This is a genomic window from Vreelandella massiliensis, from assembly GCF_900155385.1.
In the GTDB taxonomy this organism is placed as follows: domain Bacteria; phylum Pseudomonadota; class Gammaproteobacteria; order Pseudomonadales; family Halomonadaceae; genus Vreelandella; species Vreelandella massiliensis.
On record NZ_LT699745.1, the window covers coordinates 1276877 to 1294989 of the forward strand.

Consider the following 18113-nt stretch of genomic DNA (forward strand, 5'->3'; position numbering starts at 1 on the left):
TATTATCCAATATAGAGTTCAGTATGCGCCTTTCTCTACTCACTGCAAGCGACATCCAGCATGAGCTGGCCAATGCCGTTCGTCGCCGCCGGCGCGAACTGAAATGGTCACGTAGCGCCCTGGCCGAGCGCAGCGGGGTGCCGGCACCGACGATCAAGCGCTTTGAAACCACAGGGCAAATCTCGCTGCGCCAGTTCCTGCTGCTGTGGCAGTGCGTTGATCGGCTGGAGCGCGTGGCAGTGTTGGCGGCGCCTACGTCGGATACACCCCGCAGCATCGAGGAGGTGCTGCGCGATGACTGATTTCGTTCCCGTGCGGCAGTTGGACGTGCACCGTTGCCTCAGCGATGGCCGCCACGTGCGGGTGGGTCGGCTGGCGCAGAGCCGCCAGGGCGTGTTTTTTCAGTATGACGATGCTTACTACCGCACCTACCATAGCCTCTCGCCGTTTCAGCTGGCGTTCGATACCCGGCTGCATGCCGCTCCACCCACCCCGCACCGGGGGCTTCATGGTCTGTTTGCCGACTCGCTGCCGGATGGCTGGGGGATGATGCTGATGGATCGCCTGTTTCGCCAGCACGGCATCGCGCCTCATGACGTGACGGCATTGGACCGCTTGGCTTTCGTCGGCGAGCATGGCATGGGCGCCCTGAGCTACCGTCCGGTATTGGCGCTTGGTGCTATCGGCGAAGCCGCGCCTGAGTGTAGCCTGGGCGAATTAGGCGAGCAGGCTCGTCGTCTCTTCGAGGGCCAAACTGATACCGTGCTTGCCACCTTGGCCCAGGCCGGCAGTTCGGGCGGGGCTCGCCCCAAGGTGCAGGTGTACCTTTCCTCGGACTCCACCGATCAGGCCAGCACACACCCCCGCGAAGGGTGGGAGCCCTGGCTGGTCAAGTTCACATCCGGCGCGCTGGCATTGGGACATGAAGAAGGTTTATGTGAAGCCGCGTACTTGACCCTTGCCCAGCAGGCCGGCATCGAAACCCCGTGCTGGAAACTGATCACGCCGCCCGAGGACTCTCCGGCACGTGCCTGGCTGGCACTGCGACGCTTCGACTGTAGCGAGCGATCCGGGCGCTACCACATGATCAGTGCCTGCGGGCTGCTGGATGCCGACTTTCGCCTGCCATCGCTGGATTACGAGGACCTCATCAAGGCCGGCCAAGTTCTGTGCGGCAGCCCTGCCGTGGGACGAGAGCTGTTTCGTCGCTGCATCTTCAACCTTTTCGCCTGCAACCAGGACGACCACAGCAAGAACTGGGCGTTTCTCTTGGACGACGAAGGCCAGTGGCGCCCCACTCCCGGCTACGATCTGACCTTCAGCCCCAGCCCCTATGGCGAACACGCGACGGCGTTCCAAGGGCATGGTAAGGGTCCGCCACTCAAGGTCGTTCAGGCGTTAGCCGATCAGGCTGGTTTCAACCGCTGGAGCGAAGCAAGGCAAGCGATAGAGGAAATCGTAGCGGCAATCAGCGGCTGGAATGCAACCGCCAAGGCACTCGGCGTCAGCCTCCAAGTCAGGCGGGATATACAGCAGCGGCTGGACGCCGTTCACAAGGTAAACCGCCCACTCTGGAGTGCATGAAACCGGCGCTTTCTCATTGGCGCAACAGATGACATCTATCGTCCAAGCCGCGACAATAGCGCTGCATTAAGGCCCAAAGGGCAGGTTTGAGTTGATGACTGGCTGAGCGGTTATCGGGGGAGCGATGTTGCCACTGAACATCCTTTATCAGGATGAATCTCTTGTCGCGGTGCATAAGCCCTCGGGGCTTTTGATACACCGCTCGGCGTTGGCGCGGGGCGAGAGCGAATTTCTGCTTCAGCGTCTGCGCGACCAGATCGGCCAGCGGGTCTACCCGGTGCACCGGTTGGATCGGCCCACGTCGGGTGTCATGGTGTTTGGTCTCTCCGCCGAGGTGGCGGGGCGCTTGAGCGAATCGTTTACCGAGCGGCAGGTCGACAAGCGCTATCTCGCGGTGGTGCGCGGCAAAGCGCCCGCCGAGGAGCGCCTGGACTATCCGCTGCGCGAAGAAGATGGCACGCGCCCCAAGGCTGAAATGCCCGCGATGCCGGCGATGACCGATATTCGCTGCCTGGATAGCGTCGAGCTTCCCGTGCAGGTCGACCGCTACCCGCAAGCGCGCTACTCACTGGTGGAAGCGCGGCCGCTGACCGGGCGCCGCCATCAGATCCGGCGCCATCTGTCGCGGCGTGGCTACCCCATTATCGGCGATGCCAAACACGGGAAAAGTGTTCACAATCATTTTTTTGCCGATAAGCTAAGCGCGCCAAGGCTGTTGCTTGCCGCCACTTATTTGGCTTTCGACCACCCGGCGCTGGCCAAACGCGTGCAGCTAAGCTGCGCGCTGGACGCGACCATGACGGCGCTGTTTCACCACCTGGGTTGGGCGGGGCATTTGCCGCTGGATAGCGTACGCACGCCGCCGCGCAGCGCCGCTACTGCGCTCACGTCATTATCTTGAAGGGCTATTTTGAGGGGGACTATGTCGTCTGCTGATTACGACTTTCGCTTTGGCGGTATTCGCCGCCTCTATGGGCAGCGCGCCGCCAAGACGTTTCGCCAGGCCCAAGTGGTCGTCGTGGGCGTGGGCGGTGTCGGCAGCTGGGCGGTGGAAGCGCTGGCGCGTTCGGGCATCGGCAAGCTCACGCTGATTGACCTGGACGATGTGTGCGTCTCCAACGTCAATCGGCAGCTCCACGCGTTAAACACCACCTTCGGACAGCCAAAAGTCGAGGTGCTGGCCGAGCGCTGCCGCTTGATCGCCCCGGAGATTGAGGTTGTCGCCGACACGGCGTTTGTCACCCCGACCAATCTGGCCGAGCGTATCCCCAGTGACGCCGATCATGTGGTCGATGCCATTGATAGCGTGATCGCCAAGGCGGCGCTCATCGCCTGGTGCAAGCGACGTAAACTCCCCATCACCGTGACCGGTGCGGCCGGCGGGCAGACCGATCCGACGCGGATTCAGGTCGCCGATCTCACCCGCACCGAACACGACCCGCTGCTGGCCAAGGTGCGCTCGCGTCTGCGCCGCGACTACGGCTTCTCGCGTAACCCCAAACGGCGCTTTTCGGTGGCGTGTGTTTACTCCGACGAGCAGCTGGTTTATCCCGCCCCTGACGGCGAAGTGTGCCTGCACAAGCCTGGCGGCAATGAGGCCACGCGGCTTGACTGCGCCACGGGCTTTGGTGCCGCGACCTTTGTCACTGGCACCTTCGGTTTTGTCGCCGCCGCCAAAGTGCTCGAACGTCTGGCGAAAAAAGGCGCTCGGGCGGCCCACTCAACGACTACCCCAGAGGAGCGCCCATGACCGCCCCCGTTCCCGGTATTTACCGCCACTATAAAGGCAGCCTTTACGAGGTGATCGGCACCGCTCGGCACAGCGAAAGTGAGGAACCCCTTGTGGTGTATCGGGCACTGTATGGCGATTACGGCCTCTGGGTGCGCCCGCTGACAATGTTCACTGAAAGCGTCACCAAAGACGACCGCACCCAGCCGCGCTTCGCGCTGGAGAAGGCGTTTTAAGTTCGCATGGGTTAACCAAGGAAGCGCTTAGGCCCTCGATGTCGCCGCGGCAGACACTCAAAGATACCTTCGGTTTTGATGATTTTCGCGGCGGCCAGCAGGCCGTCATTTCCAGCGTTTTGCAAGGCCGCTCAACGGCGGCGATTTTCGCCACCGGCGCCGGTAAGTCGCTTTGCTATCAGCTGCCGGCACTGCACTTGCCGCACCTGACCCTGGTGGTGTCGCCGCTGTTGGCGCTGATGCAGGACCAGCTCGCGTTTCTCGAACGCCAAGGCATCGCGGCGGCCAGCATCGATTCCACTCAGGATCGCGAGACGGGCCGCGAGGTGATGGAGCGCGCTAAACGCGGCGAGTTGAAGATTTTGATGGTGTCGGTGGAGCGGCTGAAAAACGAACGCTTTCGCCACTTTCTCCGCCAGGTCCCTATTTCGCTGCTGGTGGTCGACGAAGCCCACTGTATTTCCGAGTGGGGACATAACTTTCGCCCCGATTATCTCAAGCTGCCGGACTACCAGCGCGATTTCGCCATCCCCCAGGCGCTGCTACTCACCGCCACAGCAACGCCCGCCGTTATCGCCGATATGCGCGAAAAGTTTGCCATTGCCCCCGAAAATGTCATCACGACCGGCTTTTATCGACCCAACCTTGAGTTGCTGGTGGCGCCCGCGCGGCAAGACCGCCAGCAGCAGCTGATTGACTGGCTCAAGCCGCAAATGCAGCCGGGGAGCCAAGCGCCCACGATTGTTTATGTCACTCTCCAGCACACCGCCGAGCGGGTGGCGAAGGCGTTGACGGCTCAGGGTATCGTCGCAACGGCGTATCACGCGGGGCTGGATGCAGCCCGCCGGGATGATATTCAGCATCAATTTATGCGCGGCGAATCGCCCTGTATCGTCGCCACCATCGCCTTTGGCATGGGCATCGACAAGGGCAATATTCGCAACGTGGTGCACTTTGATCTGCCCAAATCGATCGAGAACTACAGCCAAGAGATTGGCCGGGCGGGGCGCGATGGTTTGCCCTCCACCTGCCTGACCCTGGCCGGGCGCGATGGCCTACGGGTGCTGGAAAACTTCGTGTACGGCGATACCCCCGAGTACCGCGGTATTTATCGTCTGCTGGAAGAGATCGCAACGGCAGGCGCCGCGCCCGAGTGCCAGTGGGAGGTGCTGCTCAATACCCTTTCTCGCGATACCAATATTCGCCTACTGCCGCTAAAAACGCTGTTGGTACGGCTGGAAATGCACGGCATTATCGCCCCGCGCTTCGCCTTTTTAGCCGAGTACCGGCTGCGCTACCACCTTGAACCCGAATCAATAGTGGCGCGCTTTAACGGCGAGCGGGCCGCTTTTGTGCGCCTGTTGATCGACCATATTCCCATTGCTCGCACATGGGGCACGGTGGATTTCGAGCGCTTGCACCGAGCGGGGCAGGCGCAGCAGATTGATACTTCCCGTGTCCGCGTGATCACAGCGCTGGAGTATTTTCAAGATAAGGGCTGGCTGACCCTGGAAGGCAAGCGCATGACCGACGTGTTCGAGGTCTGCCAGCCACACTTCTCGATTGAGACACTCGCGGGTCAGCTTTACGACGAGTGCTTGGCCCGAGAACGCGCCGAAATCGAGCGGCTGCACGCCATGCTGGCGCTGTTTGAAACCGAGAGCTGCCTCACGCGGCGCCTGGCCGAGCATTTTGGCGACAGCACTTTTGATACACCCGGCAATACCGAGCAGGGCCGCTGTGGGCACTGCTCGGTCTGTTACGGCCACCCGGTGCGGCTACCGGAGGCGCCGCCCCACCCCCCGTTATCGGCGACGGATTTTCAGCGCCACGCACTGCCCTTTATAGAGCGCCACCATGCACAGTTTGGCCAGCCACCCAACGCGCAGCGGCTGGCGCACTTTCTGTGCGGCCTAACCATGCCGATCTTTACCCCGCTAAAAGCGCGTGGCCTCAATGGCTTTGCGCTCTTTGAGCAGCGCGCCTACCCCGAGGTGCGTGACTGGGCGGAGGGTTTCTTGGTCAATGCAAGCAGAAACTGAGAGCGTCAAAGGCGGCTTTTTTTACCGCTTATACTGCGTCGGGCAGTAGCCGCGCATGACATCCGGTGAGCGCAATGCGCGGTGTTTGGTATTGCGCCCCGAAACACGTTGGCGCCAGAGCCGAAATGAGGCCGGCTTGAGCTGATGACGCATGATCTTGATCACATCCGATTCGGTCAAGCCAAACAGGGTTTCGATGGCCTCAAAAGGCGTGCGGTCTTCCCAAGCCATCTCGATTAGGCGCGACTGTTCATCGCCTGGAAGACGGTGAAAGCGTTTGACACAAGCATGGGACATAGAGTGTTTCCTTGCGCTTCAGTGGTTTATGTTGTCGGCTTTTTAGCCGCCAGCAGGGCGCGAAATAGCGACCCCATCAGTACCGGCTCGTCGTGGCGAATCCAGAACCCCGCCTCATGCAGCAGTGGTTGCGCTTGCCGGGTGATATCGGTGGCGAGAGTTGATGTGATGGCATTCAGCGCTTTGCGTGCGCTCCCCGCCGGGTGGTCATCGGGCTGAAATTTATCCATGACGCAGAGTTGGCCATCGTCCCTCAGTACGCGGTGGGCCTCGGCAAGGCCACGCTGTGGGTTGGGCATGACGGCCAGTATCAGGTGCATCACCACGACATCAAAATGCGCATCGGGATACGCAAGGGCTTCGGCATCCATGACGTGGCAATCCACATCGCGCTGCAGGTGCTCGGCACGCTTTGCCGCGCGCTTCACCATGGCCGGGCAGAGGTCGGTGGCGTGGAGTTCGACTTCCGCGGGGATAAAAGGAACATCCAGCCCGGTACCGGCGCCCACCAGCAGCACCCGCATGCCGGGCTCCCAGTCGACTTGGCCCAACGCAATACGGCGTGGGCGGCGAAGTAGGCGCTCGGTGAACGCATCATAGAGCGGTGCATAGGCGGTGTAGCGCACTTGATTCCAACGAGTCGTGTTGAACATGCTTTCTCCCAGCGCGTTAACAGTACTAGTCTAGGCGATGACACGCACAATGTACCTTCGGAGTTGAAATGAACGCGTTAACATTTGAACACTCAGACGAAGCCAGCCGCTGGTACGCAGTAAATGACGATGTGATGGGCGGCGTCTCGCAGAGCGGTTTCACCGTGAAAGCGGGTGAAGGCCAGTTTCACGGCGAAGTGTCGCTGGAAAACGGCGGCGGTTTTGCCTCGGTGCGTCGCGAACCGGGCGATTTTGAGCCCACGCTGCATACCGCGCGGGGTGTTACCCTCACCGTACAGGGCGATGGACGCACCTACCAACTGCGCTTGAAAAGCTCACAGCTGACCGATGCTAGCGCCTACCGGGTGACCTTCACCCCACCTCAACACCAATGGACGACACTGCACTTCGCATGGCACGAGTTTGAAGCCGTGCGCCGGGGCACGCTGCTCACCGATGCGCCGTCGCTTGCGCCGCAAACGATCCACCAACTGGGGTTTCTGATCGCCGATCGCACTGCGGGGCCGTTCTGCCTGCGCGTTACCGAATTGAAGCCGCTTGAGTGACGTCCCACCAAGGTCGCCTCGTATGTCGTCGCGCAATCGGGGAAGCTAGGGAAAACTGAGAGGAGACCACCGTGAAACTGTCACCCGCTTACCGTCTCGCTGCCACCATCTTGCACGGCTTCGATGAGTACCGCGCACGCTTTAAAGACATCACTCAGGATGCCAGCCGGCGCTTTCGCGACGCCGCCTGGCGTGAAGCGCAGCAAGCGTCGGCGGAGCGTATCAACCTTTACGAAGAGAAGGTGGGCGACACCTTGGGGCGGCTAAAGCGGACCTTCCATCACGATGTGCTCACCCATTGCGAGTGCTGGCGCGAAGCGCGCATCCACTACGCCGACCTGATCAATCAGCGGCTGGACTACGAACTCTCGGAGACGTTTTTCAACTCGCTTTTCTGCTCCATTTTTCACCACCGCCATATCCGCAACGACTGGATGTTTGTTTACAGCTCGCGGGAAGGGGCGGCGCACCACTCCGGTATCGAGCTGTGTCGGCGCCAGCCGGTGAACGGCGACTGGCAAGCCGCCTTACGCTGGGCGCTAGAGGAGGCGCCGTTTGAAAATCCTTTTACCGATATCGACCGTGACACGCAGTTAGGGGCTGAGTTTCTGGAGGCCAATCTCCCCGAGGCGATTGTGCATGCCGACGACGCCGAGATGGAACTCCTTAAAAACGTGTTCTACCGCAACAAAGGCGCGTACCTCGTTGGGCGGATTTATGGCGGTGGCGAGCAGGTGCCGCTGGTGCTGCCGGTACTCCATGGCGAAGGCTTCGGCGAACAGGAAGACGCTGACCCGCGTCTGCACCTGGACACGGTGTTGATCGAGTCAGACGAAGTCTCGATTATTTTCTCGTTCACTCGCGCCTATTTTCAGGTCGAGGTGCCGGTGCCGGGGGAGTTCGTCGCTTATTTACAGGAGCTGATGCCGCAAAAGCCGGCGGGGGAACTCTACGCCTCGATTGGCTTTTTCAAACACGGCAAGACCGAGTTTTTCCGCGCCCTTAACCGCCAGGTCGCCAAGCGCGAGGATCAGTTCATTATCGCCCCGGGTGTGCGCGGCATGGTGATGGCGGTGTTCGTGCTGCCCTCGTTTCGCACGGTCTTTAAGATCATTAAAGACAAATTCGACCCCACCAAGGAGATGAGCCGCGAGAACGTGCGCGAGAAGTACCGCTTGGTCAAACGCCACGACCGCGTCGGGCGCATGGCGGATACCCAGGAGTTTTCCAACTTCATTGCCCGCCAGGATCACTTCTCGCCAGAGTGCTTGGAGCACCTTTTGGAAGTGTGCCCCTCGACGGTTTATCTGCGCGACGACAAGGTGATTATCAAGCACTGCTACACCGAACGCATGATGACGCCGCTCAATATCTACCTGGAAGAGTGCAGCGAGAAGGAGAAAGTCACCATTCTCAAGGATTACGGTAACGCCATTAAACAGCTCGCCGCGGCGAATATTTTTCCCGGCGATATGCTGCTGAAAAACTTCGGGGTGACCCGCCACGGGCGAGTGATCTTCTACGATTACGATGAAATCTGCTATTTGACCGAGTGCAACTTTCGCCACATTCCTGAGCCGCTCTACCCCGAGCAGGAGATGTCCAGCGAGCCGTGGTACTCCGTGGGGCCGAATGATATTTTCCCAGAGGAGTTCGGGCCGTTTCTGTTTGCTAACGTGCAGCTACGCAAGCTGTTCTATCAGTTGCACCCGGAGCTTTTCGACGCGGATTATTGGCAAGGCCTGCAGCAGGCGATCCTTGACGGTCGCGTGATTGATGTCTACCCGTACCGCAACAAGCAGCGATTCGCCGGCAGCGCCGGGCAGTTGGTTTATTGAGGCCCCTATTAGTGTATTAAAGCCAATATTCGTTGGTTGAGACCTCAAATAACCCGTTCGGGCTGAGCCTGTCGAAGACCGTGCGCGATATACGCACCCTTCGCAAGCTCAGGGGGAGTGGTTAGGGAGCGAAGCGTATGGCAGACGTACCCCATTTGGTGGTGTTTACCGGCTCGGGGATTAGCGCCGAAAGCGGAATAAAAACCTTTCGCGCCAGCGATGGCCTGTGGGAGAACCATCCGGTGGAGGATGTCGCCACGCCCAGCGGCTGGCGGCGTGACCCTGAGCGGGTGCTAGATTTCTATAACATGCGCCGCGAGCAGGTGCGCAAAGCCAAGCCCAATGCCGCCCACAAGGCGCTGGCCAGCCTAGAAAAAGCAGGCTTCAAGGTGAGTATCATCACCCAGAATATCGATGACCTGCATGAGCGCGCCGGCTCGCGCCATGTACTCCACCTGCACGGCGAGATACTCAAAGCCCGCTCCAGCGTCGATACGCGTATGCAGTACCCGCTACCCAAGGGCGGAATCGGTATCGGCGATTTGTGCGACAAAGGCAGCCAGCTACGCCCGGATGTGGTGTGGTTTGGCGAGTCGGTGCCGCTGTTTCCCGACGCCTGCGATCTCGCCGGCGAGGCGGATTTTCTGCTGGTAGTGGGCACCTCGCTTGCCGTGATGCCCGCGGCGTCGCTGTTAACCCATATCGACTACGAAACGCCCTGTGCCGTGGTCGACCCCAACGCCGACGAGCTAAGCCCGCCCGGCGTGCTGGCGATCAACACCACCGCAGGGGAGGGCGTGCCCGCCTTGGTCAATCAGTGGAAGCGCCAGGGCAACCTCTTGCTGCCTTAAAAAAACCTACGGCTGCCTTAAGCGTTTCGCGTTAAAAACCACGCTTTCATCACGTCGGTAATGTGGGTCATTTCCGGCTCGGAGGTGATATAGGCGGGCATGGTGTAGAGAAAGCGGCCAATCGGGCGCAGCCATACGCCCCGTTGGCGGGCAAAATCCCCCACTCCTTTGAGTGCCTGCGCCGAGCGTGCCTCGATCACCGCTGTGGCGCCCAGCACGCGCACATCGGCGACGTCCGGGTGGCCGTTTAGCGTCTTATCGTCGCGCAGTTCGCGCTGCAGCAAGCCGTTGAGGGTGGCAATTTTGCCCAAGTAATCCTCCTCCTCAAACACGCGCAGACTCTCCAGCGCCACGCGGCAGGCGAGCGGATTGCCCATGAAAGTCGGGCCGTGCATAAAGGCGTGGTGCTCGCTGTCGCCAATAAAGGCGTCGTGCACGCGGTCATGGGCAAGCGTGGCCGCATGGCCCAGATAGCCGCCGGTGAGCCCCTTGGAGAGCACCATGATATCGGGGGTCACCTCGGCGTGGTCGGCGGCGAAGAGCTTGCCGGTGCGGCCAAAGCCGGTGGCGACTTCGTCAAAAATCAGCAGCACGCCGAACTCATCGCACAGCGCGCGGGCGCCGCGCAGGTACTCCGGCGAGGTCATGTTGAGTCCGCCAGCGGCTTGGAGCAGCGGCTCCATCAGTAGGGCGGCGATCTCGTGGTGGTGACGCACGAGCACCTCGCGAAGCGCGGCTAAATCCAGCGCCACCTGATCGGGCGTGGCGTCAAATCCCGCCTTGGGCGCGGGGGCAAAGTGGTGCTCCGGCAGCAGGCTGGAGAACAGGCTGTGCATGCCCTCTTCCGGGTCGCACACCGCCATGCAGCCGGTGGTGTCGCCGTGGTACGCCTTCATCAACGAGAGCATGCGCTGCTTTTCCGGGTGGCCCGTGAGCACCTGATACTGCAGCGCCATCTTCATCGCCACCTCCATGCCCACCGAGCCACTGTCGGAGTAGAAAACGTGGTTAAGCCCTTCTGGCGTAATGCGCACCAGTTCCCGCGCCAGCCGGTCGGCGGGCTCGTGAGTTAACCCACCCAGCATGACATGGCAAAGCTCGCCGGCCTGCTCGCGAATGGCGTTGACCAGGCGCGGGTGGCGATAGCCGTGGATCATGCACCACCAGGAGCATGTCGCATCAAGCAGGCGTTCGCCGCTTTCGAGCGTGAAGTGGGCGCCTTCACCTCCCACCACTTTGGGTGCGGGTGTCTGGGTTTTGAGGTGCGCGTATGGGTGCCAAACGGGCGAGGTCATAGCGGCTCCTGGGAGAGTGCTGAAGAGAGTAGCGGGGCCAGCGAGAGATAGCGGTGCGCGGTCTGGGCCGAGGGAGCCTCAAGGTGAGGGATGACGCCCAGGCACGGCGCGGGCAGGCGGGCTTCCAGGTGGGCCAGATTGGCGCTGTAGCGCGCGGGCTCGGCGGCAAAATCGGCATCCACCACGCTGCCCACCCAGCCCGCGAGCGTCAGGCCATCATGGATAATCGCCTCTGCCGTGAGACGTGCATGGTTAATGCACCCGAGCTTCAGCCCTACCACCAGGATAACCGGCAAACCCATGGCGCAAGGAATAGCGGAGAAGTCCTCGCGCGCGTTGAGGGGAACGCGCCAGCCGCCGGCGCCTTCGATCAGGGTGAGGTCTCTTAGCGTCTCGGTGCGCGCTGCGTTGAGGGCGGCCACGACGTGGTGGGCACTGAGCGTTTGGCCGGCCTCGCTCGCCGCGATATGCGGGGCGATGGCGGGGGCAAAGGCCCAAGGGTTCACCGTTTGGTAGGCCACTGACGGCTCGCTTTGCGCTTGTAGTGCCAAGGCATCGCTGTTGCGCAGCCCCTCGGCGGTCATGTGGCTGCCGGAAGCGATCGGCTTGAGCCCCAGCGTGCTAAGGCGCTGCTTTTTGGCGGCATAGAGCAGCGCGCTTGTGACCAGGGTTTTGCCTGCGTCGGTATCGGTGCCGGTAACAAAAAAGGCGTTCATTGGGGATTTTCCAACTGCAGGGTGAAACAGTGATAGCTCACGGGCAGGCCTTGAGGCTCGCGTAGCGTTTCAAAGCGTGCTTTGGCGGCGGCAAGCTCGGCGCGGGTGAGCCGGGCGTCCGCTCTTGCTACCTGAGCGCCGACGCCTTTGATCGATGCCATGACGGCGTGAAGGTCGGGGTAGTAAAACGTGCGCGGCTCAATGGATTGCCTTAGCAATACCAGCCCGCTTGACTCAATGATGCCGTGAAGCTCGCGGGCACCGGGCAGGGGCAGCAGCGCCTCGGGGCGCTGCCAGGCGAAAGCGACCTCCGCGAGCGTACCGGGCAGTAGGGTGGTGATATGCGCCTGACCGCCAACGCTTAATACCCGCTTAAGCGCGCGCATCACGGCGTGGTTGTCGCGGCACCACTGAATCGCCAGATTGGAGAACACCACATCAAAAGCAGGCTTTTCAAACGGCAGGGTTTCGGCATCGCCCTGCTGCCAGGTGATGCGCGTGCCGTAGCGCACCCTGGCGTGCGCCAGCATGCCAGGGGCAATGTCGAGCCCGGTGACGCGGGCGTGCGGGTAGCGTGACGCGAGCCGGTTGCTCCAGTAGCCGGTGCCGCAACCCAGATCGAGTACCCGGGTGGCCGTCTCGGGTAAACCTTCCCAGAGTGACTCGCCAATATGGCGCTGAGCGCTGGCAAGGCGGTCATAATGCGGCGCCGCGCGGGAGAAGGCGTGCGCGACTTTCGCCTGCCATAGGCTTGCGGGCTCTTCGAGTAACGCCGCTGAGGTGCTCATGGTGTCTCCCCCGAGGTCAGTGTGTCGGCTTGGGCAGCAAGCAGCGCGGCAAGGCGCTCAGGCTGAGAGAGCATGGGGCAGTGCCCGGCACGCGCAAGCGTGGTGGCCTTGGCGCGTGCCGCACTGCCCAACAGCGGGTCGTGCTCACCCACCACGCGCGCGACCGGGCAGGGGGCATTCGCCAGGCGCTGGTGATTATTCAGCGTTGCTAGCCACGTAAGACCCTTCGCCAAGGTGGCGTGATCAGCGCTCGGCGCGTTTCCCAGCAGGTCACGCATCTGCGCGTGCGCGTGGCGGGCGTTGGGCTCCCCCTGCGCCTGCCAACGTAAGAAGTGCCGCCAGGTGGCGTTGGGATCGCGGGCAAAAGCACGGCGAAAGCTTGCCAGTTCGGCTTGGGTCACGCCGTCATCGCTACAAAACGCCGCGCCGGCGCCCAGCAGAATAAGCGCGCGCGGCGCGGGGAGCTTATCGAGCAGCGCGGTGGCGAGCAGGGCACCCAGCGACCAGCCGACCCACACGGCGTTATCGGGCAGTTGATGGGCCATGGCGTCGGTAAGTGAATCGAGCGTGGCGTTTTCGGGGAGCGCCGACGTATCGCCATAGCCCGGCCAGTCAACCGCACAGACGCTAATATGGGCAGGCCAGTAGCGCGCTAGCGGCTGCCAGATGCGTTGATCAACGCCCCAGCCGGAGAGCAGCACTAAGTGTGGATACGGGCGTTGGCGTGTCACGGTGCCTCCTCGCGCTGGCAAACGTCCAATCCTTCGAGCAAACGGTCGATGTCGTGGCGGGTGTGGCGAGCGCTTAAGGTGATACGCAGGCGGGCCTCGCCGTTGGGCACCGTGGGCGGGCGAATGGCGCCCACGCTAATACCGTGCTGCGCCAGTTGTGTCGCCCATGCCAGCGTTCGGGCCTCGCTGCCAAGTAGCAGTGGTTGAATGGGCGTGGTGGAGTCGCCCAGCGGTAACGCAAGTGCGCGCGCCTGCTTGCGGAAATAGGCAATATGGCGGTGAAGCCGCTGGCGGTGCTCGGGTTCGTGCTGAACAATGGTGAGGGCTTTTAGTGTTGCCGCGGCAATACTCGGCGGCTGGGCGGTGGTGTACACATAGCTGCGGGCAAACTGGGTGATATGCTCGATCAACGCGGTATCGCCGGCCACAAACGCTCCCGCCGTGCCGAGCGCCTTGCCCAGCGTGCCGACCAAAATAGGCACGTCGTGGCTTGAGAAGCCGCCGACACAGCCATGCCCCTTTTCGCCCAGCACGCCAAGGCCGTGGGCATCGTCGATCATCAGCCAGGCGCCATGCCGGTGGCTAACTTCGGCGAGGGCGTGAATATCGGCGATGTCGCCATCCATGCTGAACACGCCATCGCTGACGACGAGTTTGTATTGGCGCTCGCTGCGCGCTAACAGGCGCGTGAGGTCATCAGCGTCGCGGTGGTGGTAGCGCCGCGAGCGGGCACCGCTCAATGTAGCGCCATCGAGTAGCGAGGCGTGGTTCAGGCGGTCGTGAAAGATCGCCGTTTGCGCATCGGCCAGCGCCTGCAGCACCCCTAGATTGGCCATATACCCGGTAGAGAATAGCAGCGCGCGCGGGCGTCCGGTCCATTCGGCCAGGGCCTCTTCCAGCGCCTCGTGGACGCTCAAGTGGCCGCTGACCAAGTGCGAAGCCCCGGCCCCCGCGCCAAAGCGGCGCGCGCCTTCACTCTGAGCGGCTTGGACACGCGGGTCGTGGGCCAAACCGAGATAGTCATTGCCGGCAAAATCCCGCATCCCGCCTTCGTTCACACGCCGGCTACGCCAACGCTTTTGGGCAAGGCGCTGCTCGCGCGCGCTGACGAGCCGCTGTTGCCACGCTTCAGACACTTGCATCCACCGCCAGGGCCGCCACACGCTCGGCGCGGGCGTGTTGCTCGGCTTGTCGGGCTAAGCGCTCGGCATGAGTATCGTCATCTTCGCAGGTGGTGCGCCGCTCAGGGTGCAAGCCGAGTTTGGCGAACAGCGCCCGGTCACGCTCTGCCTGGGGGTTGCCGGTGGTGAGCAGCTTATCGCCGTAGAAAATCGAGTTGGCGCCGGCCATAAAGGCCAGTGCCTGGGTCGATTCGCTCATCTGCTCGCGGCCGGCGGAAAGGCGTACGTGGCTTTGCGGCAGCATAATGCGCGCCACCGCAATCGCCCGAATAAACTCAAGTGGGTCCAGGTCCTCGACATCCTCCAGCGGCGTGCCGGGGACTTTGACCAGCATATTAATCGGCACGGACTCGGGGTGCGGGCTGAGCTTGGCGAGTTCCTGCAGCAGCGCGCTGCGATCCCTAGCGCCTTCCCCCATGCCGAGAATGCCGCCCGAGCACACCTTCATGCCCGCTTCGCGCACGGTGGCCAGCGTTTCCAGGCGATCGCTATAGGTACGGGTGGTGATGATCTCGCCGTAGTAATCCGGCGAGGTATCCAGGTTGTGGTTGTAGTAATCCAGCCCCGCCGCAGCCAGTCGGTTGGCCTGCTCGCCATCGACCATGCCGAGCGTCATGCAGGTTTCTAGCCCTAAGGCTTTGACCTGGCGAACCATCTCTTCCACCGCGAGAAGGTCTTTATCCCGCGGGCTGCGCCACGCCGCGCCCATGCAGAAACGGCTGGCCCCCGCCTCTTTGGCCGCTTTGGCTTGCGTCACCACTTTTTCAATCTCAAGTAGCTTCTCTTTTTCGAGTTGAGTGTTGTAGTGACCCGACTGCGGGCAGTATTTGCAATCCTCGGGGCAGGCGCCGGTTTTGATCGATAGCAAGGTCGAGACCTGCACCGCATTGGCGTCGAAGTGCGCTCGGTGCACTTGCTGGGCTTGAAAGAGAAGATCGTTGAACGGAAGCGCGAACAGCACATTGATTTCGTCGAGCGTCCAGTCGTGTCGAGGGGCGGCAATATTGGCGGAAGCGGCAGCGGTGGTCACGGGTAAACCTTTTTGATTTTGAAAGTTGACGCGACTTTATCGGCCAAGGCTTTTTGTTGTCAACTTGGTTTTTATCATTGGTTTACGCAAGTGCCGGCATCAGCTTAATAAGGCAGCAGTGCGCATAGGCGCTTTTATCTCAGCCCAAACTTCGCCAATGTGATTGACCCCGAAGGTGAAATCCGTATAATGCCCAGCCATTGCCGGTGTGGCGGAATTGGTAGACGCAGCGGATTCAAAATCCGCCGCTGTAAAAGGCGTGTCAGTTCGAGTCTGACCACCGGCACCACTTTAAAATCAGGCGCTTAGGCGCCTTTTTTTGTGTCTGATGTTTTTGTCAGTCGACAAAGCACAGCACAAAACGCAAAGTAACCTTCCCATTAGTCGATAAACATACTGTGGCGAAGGCGGATGTTGACCCCCTCTCTTTATTCGGTCGAAACAGTGCTCGCGCTTATGCTGATTGGTGCGTCGTGGGCGACGCTGTTCGATCGGCTTCTGCTGCGCGCTTGTGTGATGTTTGTGGTCTTCGCACTAGCGTTGACGCTTGCCTGGTGGCTCCTTGAAGCGCCTTGGCTCGCCCTCGCCGAGCTGCTCTTGGGCGCGGTGCTAACGCCAGCGGCGCTCTTCTATGCCTTGGGCGTGCTGCCGCTGGGTTCGCCGCTATTGCCTAAGCGCGATTGGCGGGTAGAAACCTGGCCACACGCCGGTGTTCGGGTGTTACTGGCGCTAGGATGGTTGGTGCTTTTACTCTTGGCACTCTATACCTTGACGCCTACCTTTTCCGATGTCTTCGAGGAGAGTCCACTAATGGTGGCAGGCGCCATTATGGTCGCCAGTGGCTTGGGAGCTTTTGCGCTGCACCGTCATTCATTACGTCGCTTATTGGCATTCAATGTACTGGGGTCGGGCGTGTTTCTACTGTTGGCAGGGCTTGCGGGTACGCTAATCAAAGCGCAGGCGTTGATTATGGTCGGGTTGTTGGTGGCTTGGTTGGGCACGCTACTCGGGTCTTTGTTGATACGGCGTATCTATTGGCTGCAGGGCCAACGGAGCCTAACGGGTGGTGGCGAGAGGGAGGCGGGATGATCATGCGTTGGGGGCTGTGGGAGGCGCCGCTGCCAGCGCTTATGAGTACGCCCTGGCTGATGATGGCCAGCGTGTTACTGCCTGTTTTGCTGGGTGCTTTAGGGGCATGCTTTCCCCCTCGACGCGTTTGGCCGGTGTTATTAGCCGGTCTATTGGTGATGATGAGCGGCGTAGCGCTGCTGGCCAGCTTCATCACGGCAGGGGTTCAGCAAGTGGTGTTCTCGCTTGGCAGTATTGCGTTTACTTTGCGTTTGAACGGCGTCGCGGTGCTGATGCTGCTCGTCACGCAGCTGATTGCGTTGGCAGCGGCGCTGTACACGCCAAGCATGCTTCGGCAAATGCTCACGCCTACGCTGGGCCGCTGGCTGTGGGGAATGATGGGTGTGCTGGTCGCCACGCTCTCGCTGATCTGGATGGCGGTGGATTTGCTCACGCTCTATTTAGCACTGGAGCTGATGGGGCTGTCCGCCGTGGGCATGCTGTTGTTATCAGGCAAAAGCGCTGCCTTGGTCGCCGGGATGCGTTACCTACTATTGGCGCTGGTGGGGTCGCTTTTGTATCTGCTTGGCGTGGCGCTGATCCTGGGACAGTGGGGAACGCTATCGCTGGTGGTGTTGGCGGATCAAGTCAGCCCAGGCCCTGTGGCCGGGATTGCGGCGGCGCTAATGGGAGCGGGGCTGGCGCTGAAAGCAGCACTCTTCCCTTTGCATGCCTGGTTAGCCCCTGTGCATGGCAACGCTTGGACGCCGGTGAGTGCGCTGCACGCAGCGTTGGTCATCAAGGCGTCGCTCTATATGTTACTTATGCTCTGGAGTTTGCTGCTACCGACAAATGCTGCCGTGCCGGCTCTCGTGGCGATGTTTGGGGCGCTTGCCATCGTATGGGGTGGGTTGACCGCGTGGCGTGCGGAGACGCTCAAAGGGTTGGTGGCTTCTTCCACAGTGGCACAACTCGGGTATCTCATGTTGGCCTTTCCGCTGTTGCTAGCGCCTTATGTCAGTGCTCAAGCACAACAGTTGGCGTGGGAAGGGTTTTGGCTGCAGTTGACGGGCCATGCGTTGGCAAAAGCCTCCATGTTCATGGCCGCGGGTAACCTGATTTTTGCCACCGGCGAAAGCACGTTGAAGGGCCTGGCGGGTACCAGCCGCCGGTTACCCCTTTCACTTTTAGCGTTTGGTCTTGCTTCGGTGACCTTGATGGGGTTGCCGCCGAGTGCTGGGTTCATCGCCAAATGGCAGTTACTCCACGCGATAATGCTCACCGCTCAGTGGTGGATGATCGTCGTGCTTCTTATCGGCACGTTGTTAACCGCCGCCTATATTTTTCGTCTGTTTCGCTACTCTTTTATGGAGTCAGCCCCGCGCAATGTCTTTAAGCCACTTTCGTTGGAGATGAACGTGATGGCGCTCTTTTTGGCGCTAGCCTCACTGTTGTTGGGCCTGTTTGCCTACTGGCCTTTGTGGCTGTTGCAGGGCAGTGGCGTATGA

Annotated in this window: 19 protein-coding genes and 1 tRNA gene; 12 read left to right on the top strand and 8 right to left on the bottom strand. The window is 61.2% G+C overall.

What is annotated here, in order from left to right:
- Positions 1–23: 23 nt before the first annotated feature.
- From BQ9846_RS10630 to BQ9846_RS10655, 6 genes are all read left to right on the top strand, one after another.
- Positions 24–302, top strand: coding sequence for a helix-turn-helix domain-containing protein (locus BQ9846_RS10630; protein WP_075880938.1), 279 nt, complete (start codon positions 24–26; stop codon positions 300–302).
- The gene (locus BQ9846_RS10635; protein ID WP_075880939.1) at positions 295–1584 is read left to right on the top strand and encodes a type II toxin-antitoxin system HipA family toxin; all 1290 of its coding nucleotides are present in this window, start codon (positions 295–297) and stop codon (positions 1582–1584) included. The genes BQ9846_RS10630 and BQ9846_RS10635 overlap by 8 nt, the downstream gene beginning before the upstream one ends.
- A gap of 124 nt (positions 1585–1708) precedes the next feature.
- Positions 1709–2485: a pseudouridine synthase gene (locus BQ9846_RS10640; RefSeq protein ID WP_075880940.1), complete on the top strand. Its 777-nt coding sequence runs from the start codon at positions 1709–1711 to the stop codon at positions 2483–2485.
- A gap of 21 nt (positions 2486–2506) precedes the next feature.
- Positions 2507–3334 carry a tRNA cyclic N6-threonylcarbamoyladenosine(37) synthase TcdA gene (gene tcdA, locus BQ9846_RS10645; protein ID WP_075880941.1) on the top strand — a complete coding sequence of 276 codons (828 nt, stop codon included), beginning with the start codon at positions 2507–2509 and terminating at the stop codon, positions 3332–3334.
- Complete coding sequence (locus BQ9846_RS10650) at positions 3331–3549, top strand: DUF1653 domain-containing protein (RefSeq protein WP_075880942.1); 219 nt, start codon at positions 3331–3333, stop codon at positions 3547–3549. The genes tcdA and BQ9846_RS10650 overlap by 4 nt, the downstream gene beginning before the upstream one ends.
- Positions 3550–3587: 38 nt before the next feature.
- Positions 3588–5591, top strand: coding sequence for a RecQ family ATP-dependent DNA helicase (locus BQ9846_RS10655; protein ID WP_075880943.1), 2004 nt, complete (start codon positions 3588–3590; stop codon positions 5589–5591).
- A gap of 21 nt (positions 5592–5612) precedes the next feature.
- On the opposite strand, the gene BQ9846_RS10660 is transcribed toward BQ9846_RS10655, so the two are convergent.
- Together BQ9846_RS10660 and BQ9846_RS10665 are read right to left on the bottom strand one after the other, a co-directional pair.
- Entirely contained in the window at positions 5613–5888 is a 276-nt protein-coding gene (locus BQ9846_RS10660) for a TIGR03643 family protein (protein ID WP_075880944.1), read from the bottom strand.
- A gap of 26 nt (positions 5889–5914) precedes the next feature.
- A complete protein-coding gene (locus BQ9846_RS10665; RefSeq protein WP_075880945.1) occupies positions 5915–6541 on the bottom strand; it encodes a class I SAM-dependent methyltransferase in 627 nt (208 codons plus the stop codon).
- Positions 6542–6609: 68 nt separating this feature from the next.
- Here BQ9846_RS10665 and BQ9846_RS10670 point away from each other — a divergent pair, with 68 nt between their 5' ends.
- From BQ9846_RS10670 to BQ9846_RS10680, 3 genes are all read left to right on the top strand, one after another.
- On the top strand, positions 6610–7107 hold the full coding sequence (locus tag BQ9846_RS10670; protein WP_075880946.1) for a CIA30 family protein: 498 nt from the start codon (positions 6610–6612) through the stop codon (positions 7105–7107).
- 71 nt (positions 7108–7178) lie between these two features.
- Entirely contained in the window at positions 7179–8945 is a 1767-nt protein-coding gene (aceK, locus tag BQ9846_RS10675) for a bifunctional isocitrate dehydrogenase kinase/phosphatase (protein ID WP_075880947.1), read from the top strand.
- A gap of 137 nt (positions 8946–9082) precedes the next feature.
- On the top strand, positions 9083–9796 hold the full coding sequence (locus BQ9846_RS10680; protein WP_075880948.1) for an SIR2 family NAD-dependent protein deacylase: 714 nt from the start codon (positions 9083–9085) through the stop codon (positions 9794–9796).
- A 17-nt stretch (positions 9797–9813) separates the two neighbouring features.
- Here BQ9846_RS10680 and bioA read toward each other — a convergent pair whose 3' ends face one another.
- The 6 genes from bioA to bioB are packed head-to-tail and all read right to left on the bottom strand — an operon-like array spanning position 9814 to position 15537.
- Positions 9814–11091: an adenosylmethionine--8-amino-7-oxononanoate transaminase gene (gene bioA, locus BQ9846_RS10685; protein ID WP_075880949.1), complete on the bottom strand. Its 1278-nt coding sequence runs from the start codon at positions 11089–11091 to the stop codon at positions 9814–9816.
- Positions 11088–11807 carry a dethiobiotin synthase gene (gene bioD, locus BQ9846_RS10690; protein WP_075880950.1) on the bottom strand — a complete coding sequence of 240 codons (720 nt, stop codon included), beginning with the start codon at positions 11805–11807 and terminating at the stop codon, positions 11088–11090. The genes bioA and bioD overlap by 4 nt, the downstream gene beginning before the upstream one ends.
- Entirely contained in the window at positions 11804–12595 is a 792-nt protein-coding gene (gene bioC / locus BQ9846_RS10695; RefSeq protein ID WP_075880951.1) for a malonyl-ACP O-methyltransferase BioC, read from the bottom strand. Before bioC ends, bioD begins: the two co-directional genes overlap by 4 nt.
- A complete protein-coding gene (locus tag BQ9846_RS10700; protein ID WP_075880952.1) occupies positions 12592–13326 on the bottom strand; it encodes an alpha/beta fold hydrolase in 735 nt (244 codons plus the stop codon). The genes bioC and BQ9846_RS10700 overlap by 4 nt, the downstream gene beginning before the upstream one ends.
- Positions 13323–14468 carry an 8-amino-7-oxononanoate synthase gene (gene bioF / locus BQ9846_RS10705; protein WP_075880953.1) on the bottom strand — a complete coding sequence of 382 codons (1146 nt, stop codon included), beginning with the start codon at positions 14466–14468 and terminating at the stop codon, positions 13323–13325. The genes BQ9846_RS10700 and bioF overlap by 4 nt, the downstream gene beginning before the upstream one ends.
- Positions 14455–15537: a biotin synthase BioB gene (gene bioB / locus BQ9846_RS10710; RefSeq protein WP_144049413.1), complete on the bottom strand. Its 1083-nt coding sequence runs from the start codon at positions 15535–15537 to the stop codon at positions 14455–14457. Before bioB ends, bioF begins: the two co-directional genes overlap by 14 nt.
- A gap of 202 nt (positions 15538–15739) precedes the next feature.
- Between bioB and BQ9846_RS10715 the strand changes: the two genes are divergently transcribed.
- The 3 genes from BQ9846_RS10715 (at position 15740) to BQ9846_RS10725 (ending at position 18113) form a co-directional block, all read left to right on the top strand.
- Positions 15740–15826: transfer RNA gene (locus tag BQ9846_RS10715), tRNA-Leu, on the top strand.
- A 122-nt stretch (positions 15827–15948) separates the two neighbouring features.
- Entirely contained in the window at positions 15949–16626 is a 678-nt protein-coding gene (locus BQ9846_RS10720) for a hydrogenase subunit MbhD domain-containing protein (RefSeq protein WP_083651560.1), read from the top strand.
- On the top strand, positions 16623–18113 hold the full coding sequence (locus BQ9846_RS10725; protein ID WP_083651562.1) for a complex I subunit 5 family protein: 1491 nt from the start codon (positions 16623–16625) through the stop codon (positions 18111–18113). Before BQ9846_RS10720 ends, BQ9846_RS10725 begins: the two co-directional genes overlap by 4 nt.

Coding starts and splice junctions, on each gene's coding strand:
- tcdA (WP_075880941.1), top strand. CDS start 2,507: ATGTCGTCTGCTGATTACGACTTTCGCTTTGGCGGTATTCGCCGCCTC.
- bioC (WP_075880951.1), bottom strand. CDS start 12,595: ATGAGCACCTCAGCGGCGTTACTCGAAGAGCCCGCAAGCCTATGGCAG.
- BQ9846_RS10670 (WP_075880946.1), top strand. CDS start 6,610: ATGAACGCGTTAACATTTGAACACTCAGACGAAGCCAGCCGCTGGTAC.
- BQ9846_RS10720 (WP_083651560.1), top strand. CDS start 15,949: ATGTTGACCCCCTCTCTTTATTCGGTCGAAACAGTGCTCGCGCTTATG.
- BQ9846_RS10650 (WP_075880942.1), top strand. CDS start 3,331: ATGACCGCCCCCGTTCCCGGTATTTACCGCCACTATAAAGGCAGCCTT.
- bioA (WP_075880949.1), bottom strand. CDS start 11,091: ATGACCTCGCCCGTTTGGCACCCATACGCGCACCTCAAAACCCAGACA.
- BQ9846_RS10635 (WP_075880939.1), top strand. CDS start 295: ATGACTGATTTCGTTCCCGTGCGGCAGTTGGACGTGCACCGTTGCCTC.
- BQ9846_RS10680 (WP_075880948.1), top strand. CDS start 9,083: ATGGCAGACGTACCCCATTTGGTGGTGTTTACCGGCTCGGGGATTAGC.
- BQ9846_RS10630 (WP_075880938.1), top strand. CDS start 24: ATGCGCCTTTCTCTACTCACTGCAAGCGACATCCAGCATGAGCTGGCC.
- BQ9846_RS10640 (WP_075880940.1), top strand. CDS start 1,709: ATGTTGCCACTGAACATCCTTTATCAGGATGAATCTCTTGTCGCGGTG.
- bioD (WP_075880950.1), bottom strand. CDS start 11,807: ATGAACGCCTTTTTTGTTACCGGCACCGATACCGACGCAGGCAAAACC.
- BQ9846_RS10665 (WP_075880945.1), bottom strand. CDS start 6,541: ATGTTCAACACGACTCGTTGGAATCAAGTGCGCTACACCGCCTATGCA.
- BQ9846_RS10725 (WP_083651562.1), top strand. CDS start 16,623: ATGATCATGCGTTGGGGGCTGTGGGAGGCGCCGCTGCCAGCGCTTATG.
- bioF (WP_075880953.1), bottom strand. CDS start 14,468: ATGCAAGTGTCTGAAGCGTGGCAACAGCGGCTCGTCAGCGCGCGCGAG.
- BQ9846_RS10660 (WP_075880944.1), bottom strand. CDS start 5,888: ATGTCCCATGCTTGTGTCAAACGCTTTCACCGTCTTCCAGGCGATGAA.
- BQ9846_RS10655 (WP_075880943.1), top strand. CDS start 3,588: ATGTCGCCGCGGCAGACACTCAAAGATACCTTCGGTTTTGATGATTTT.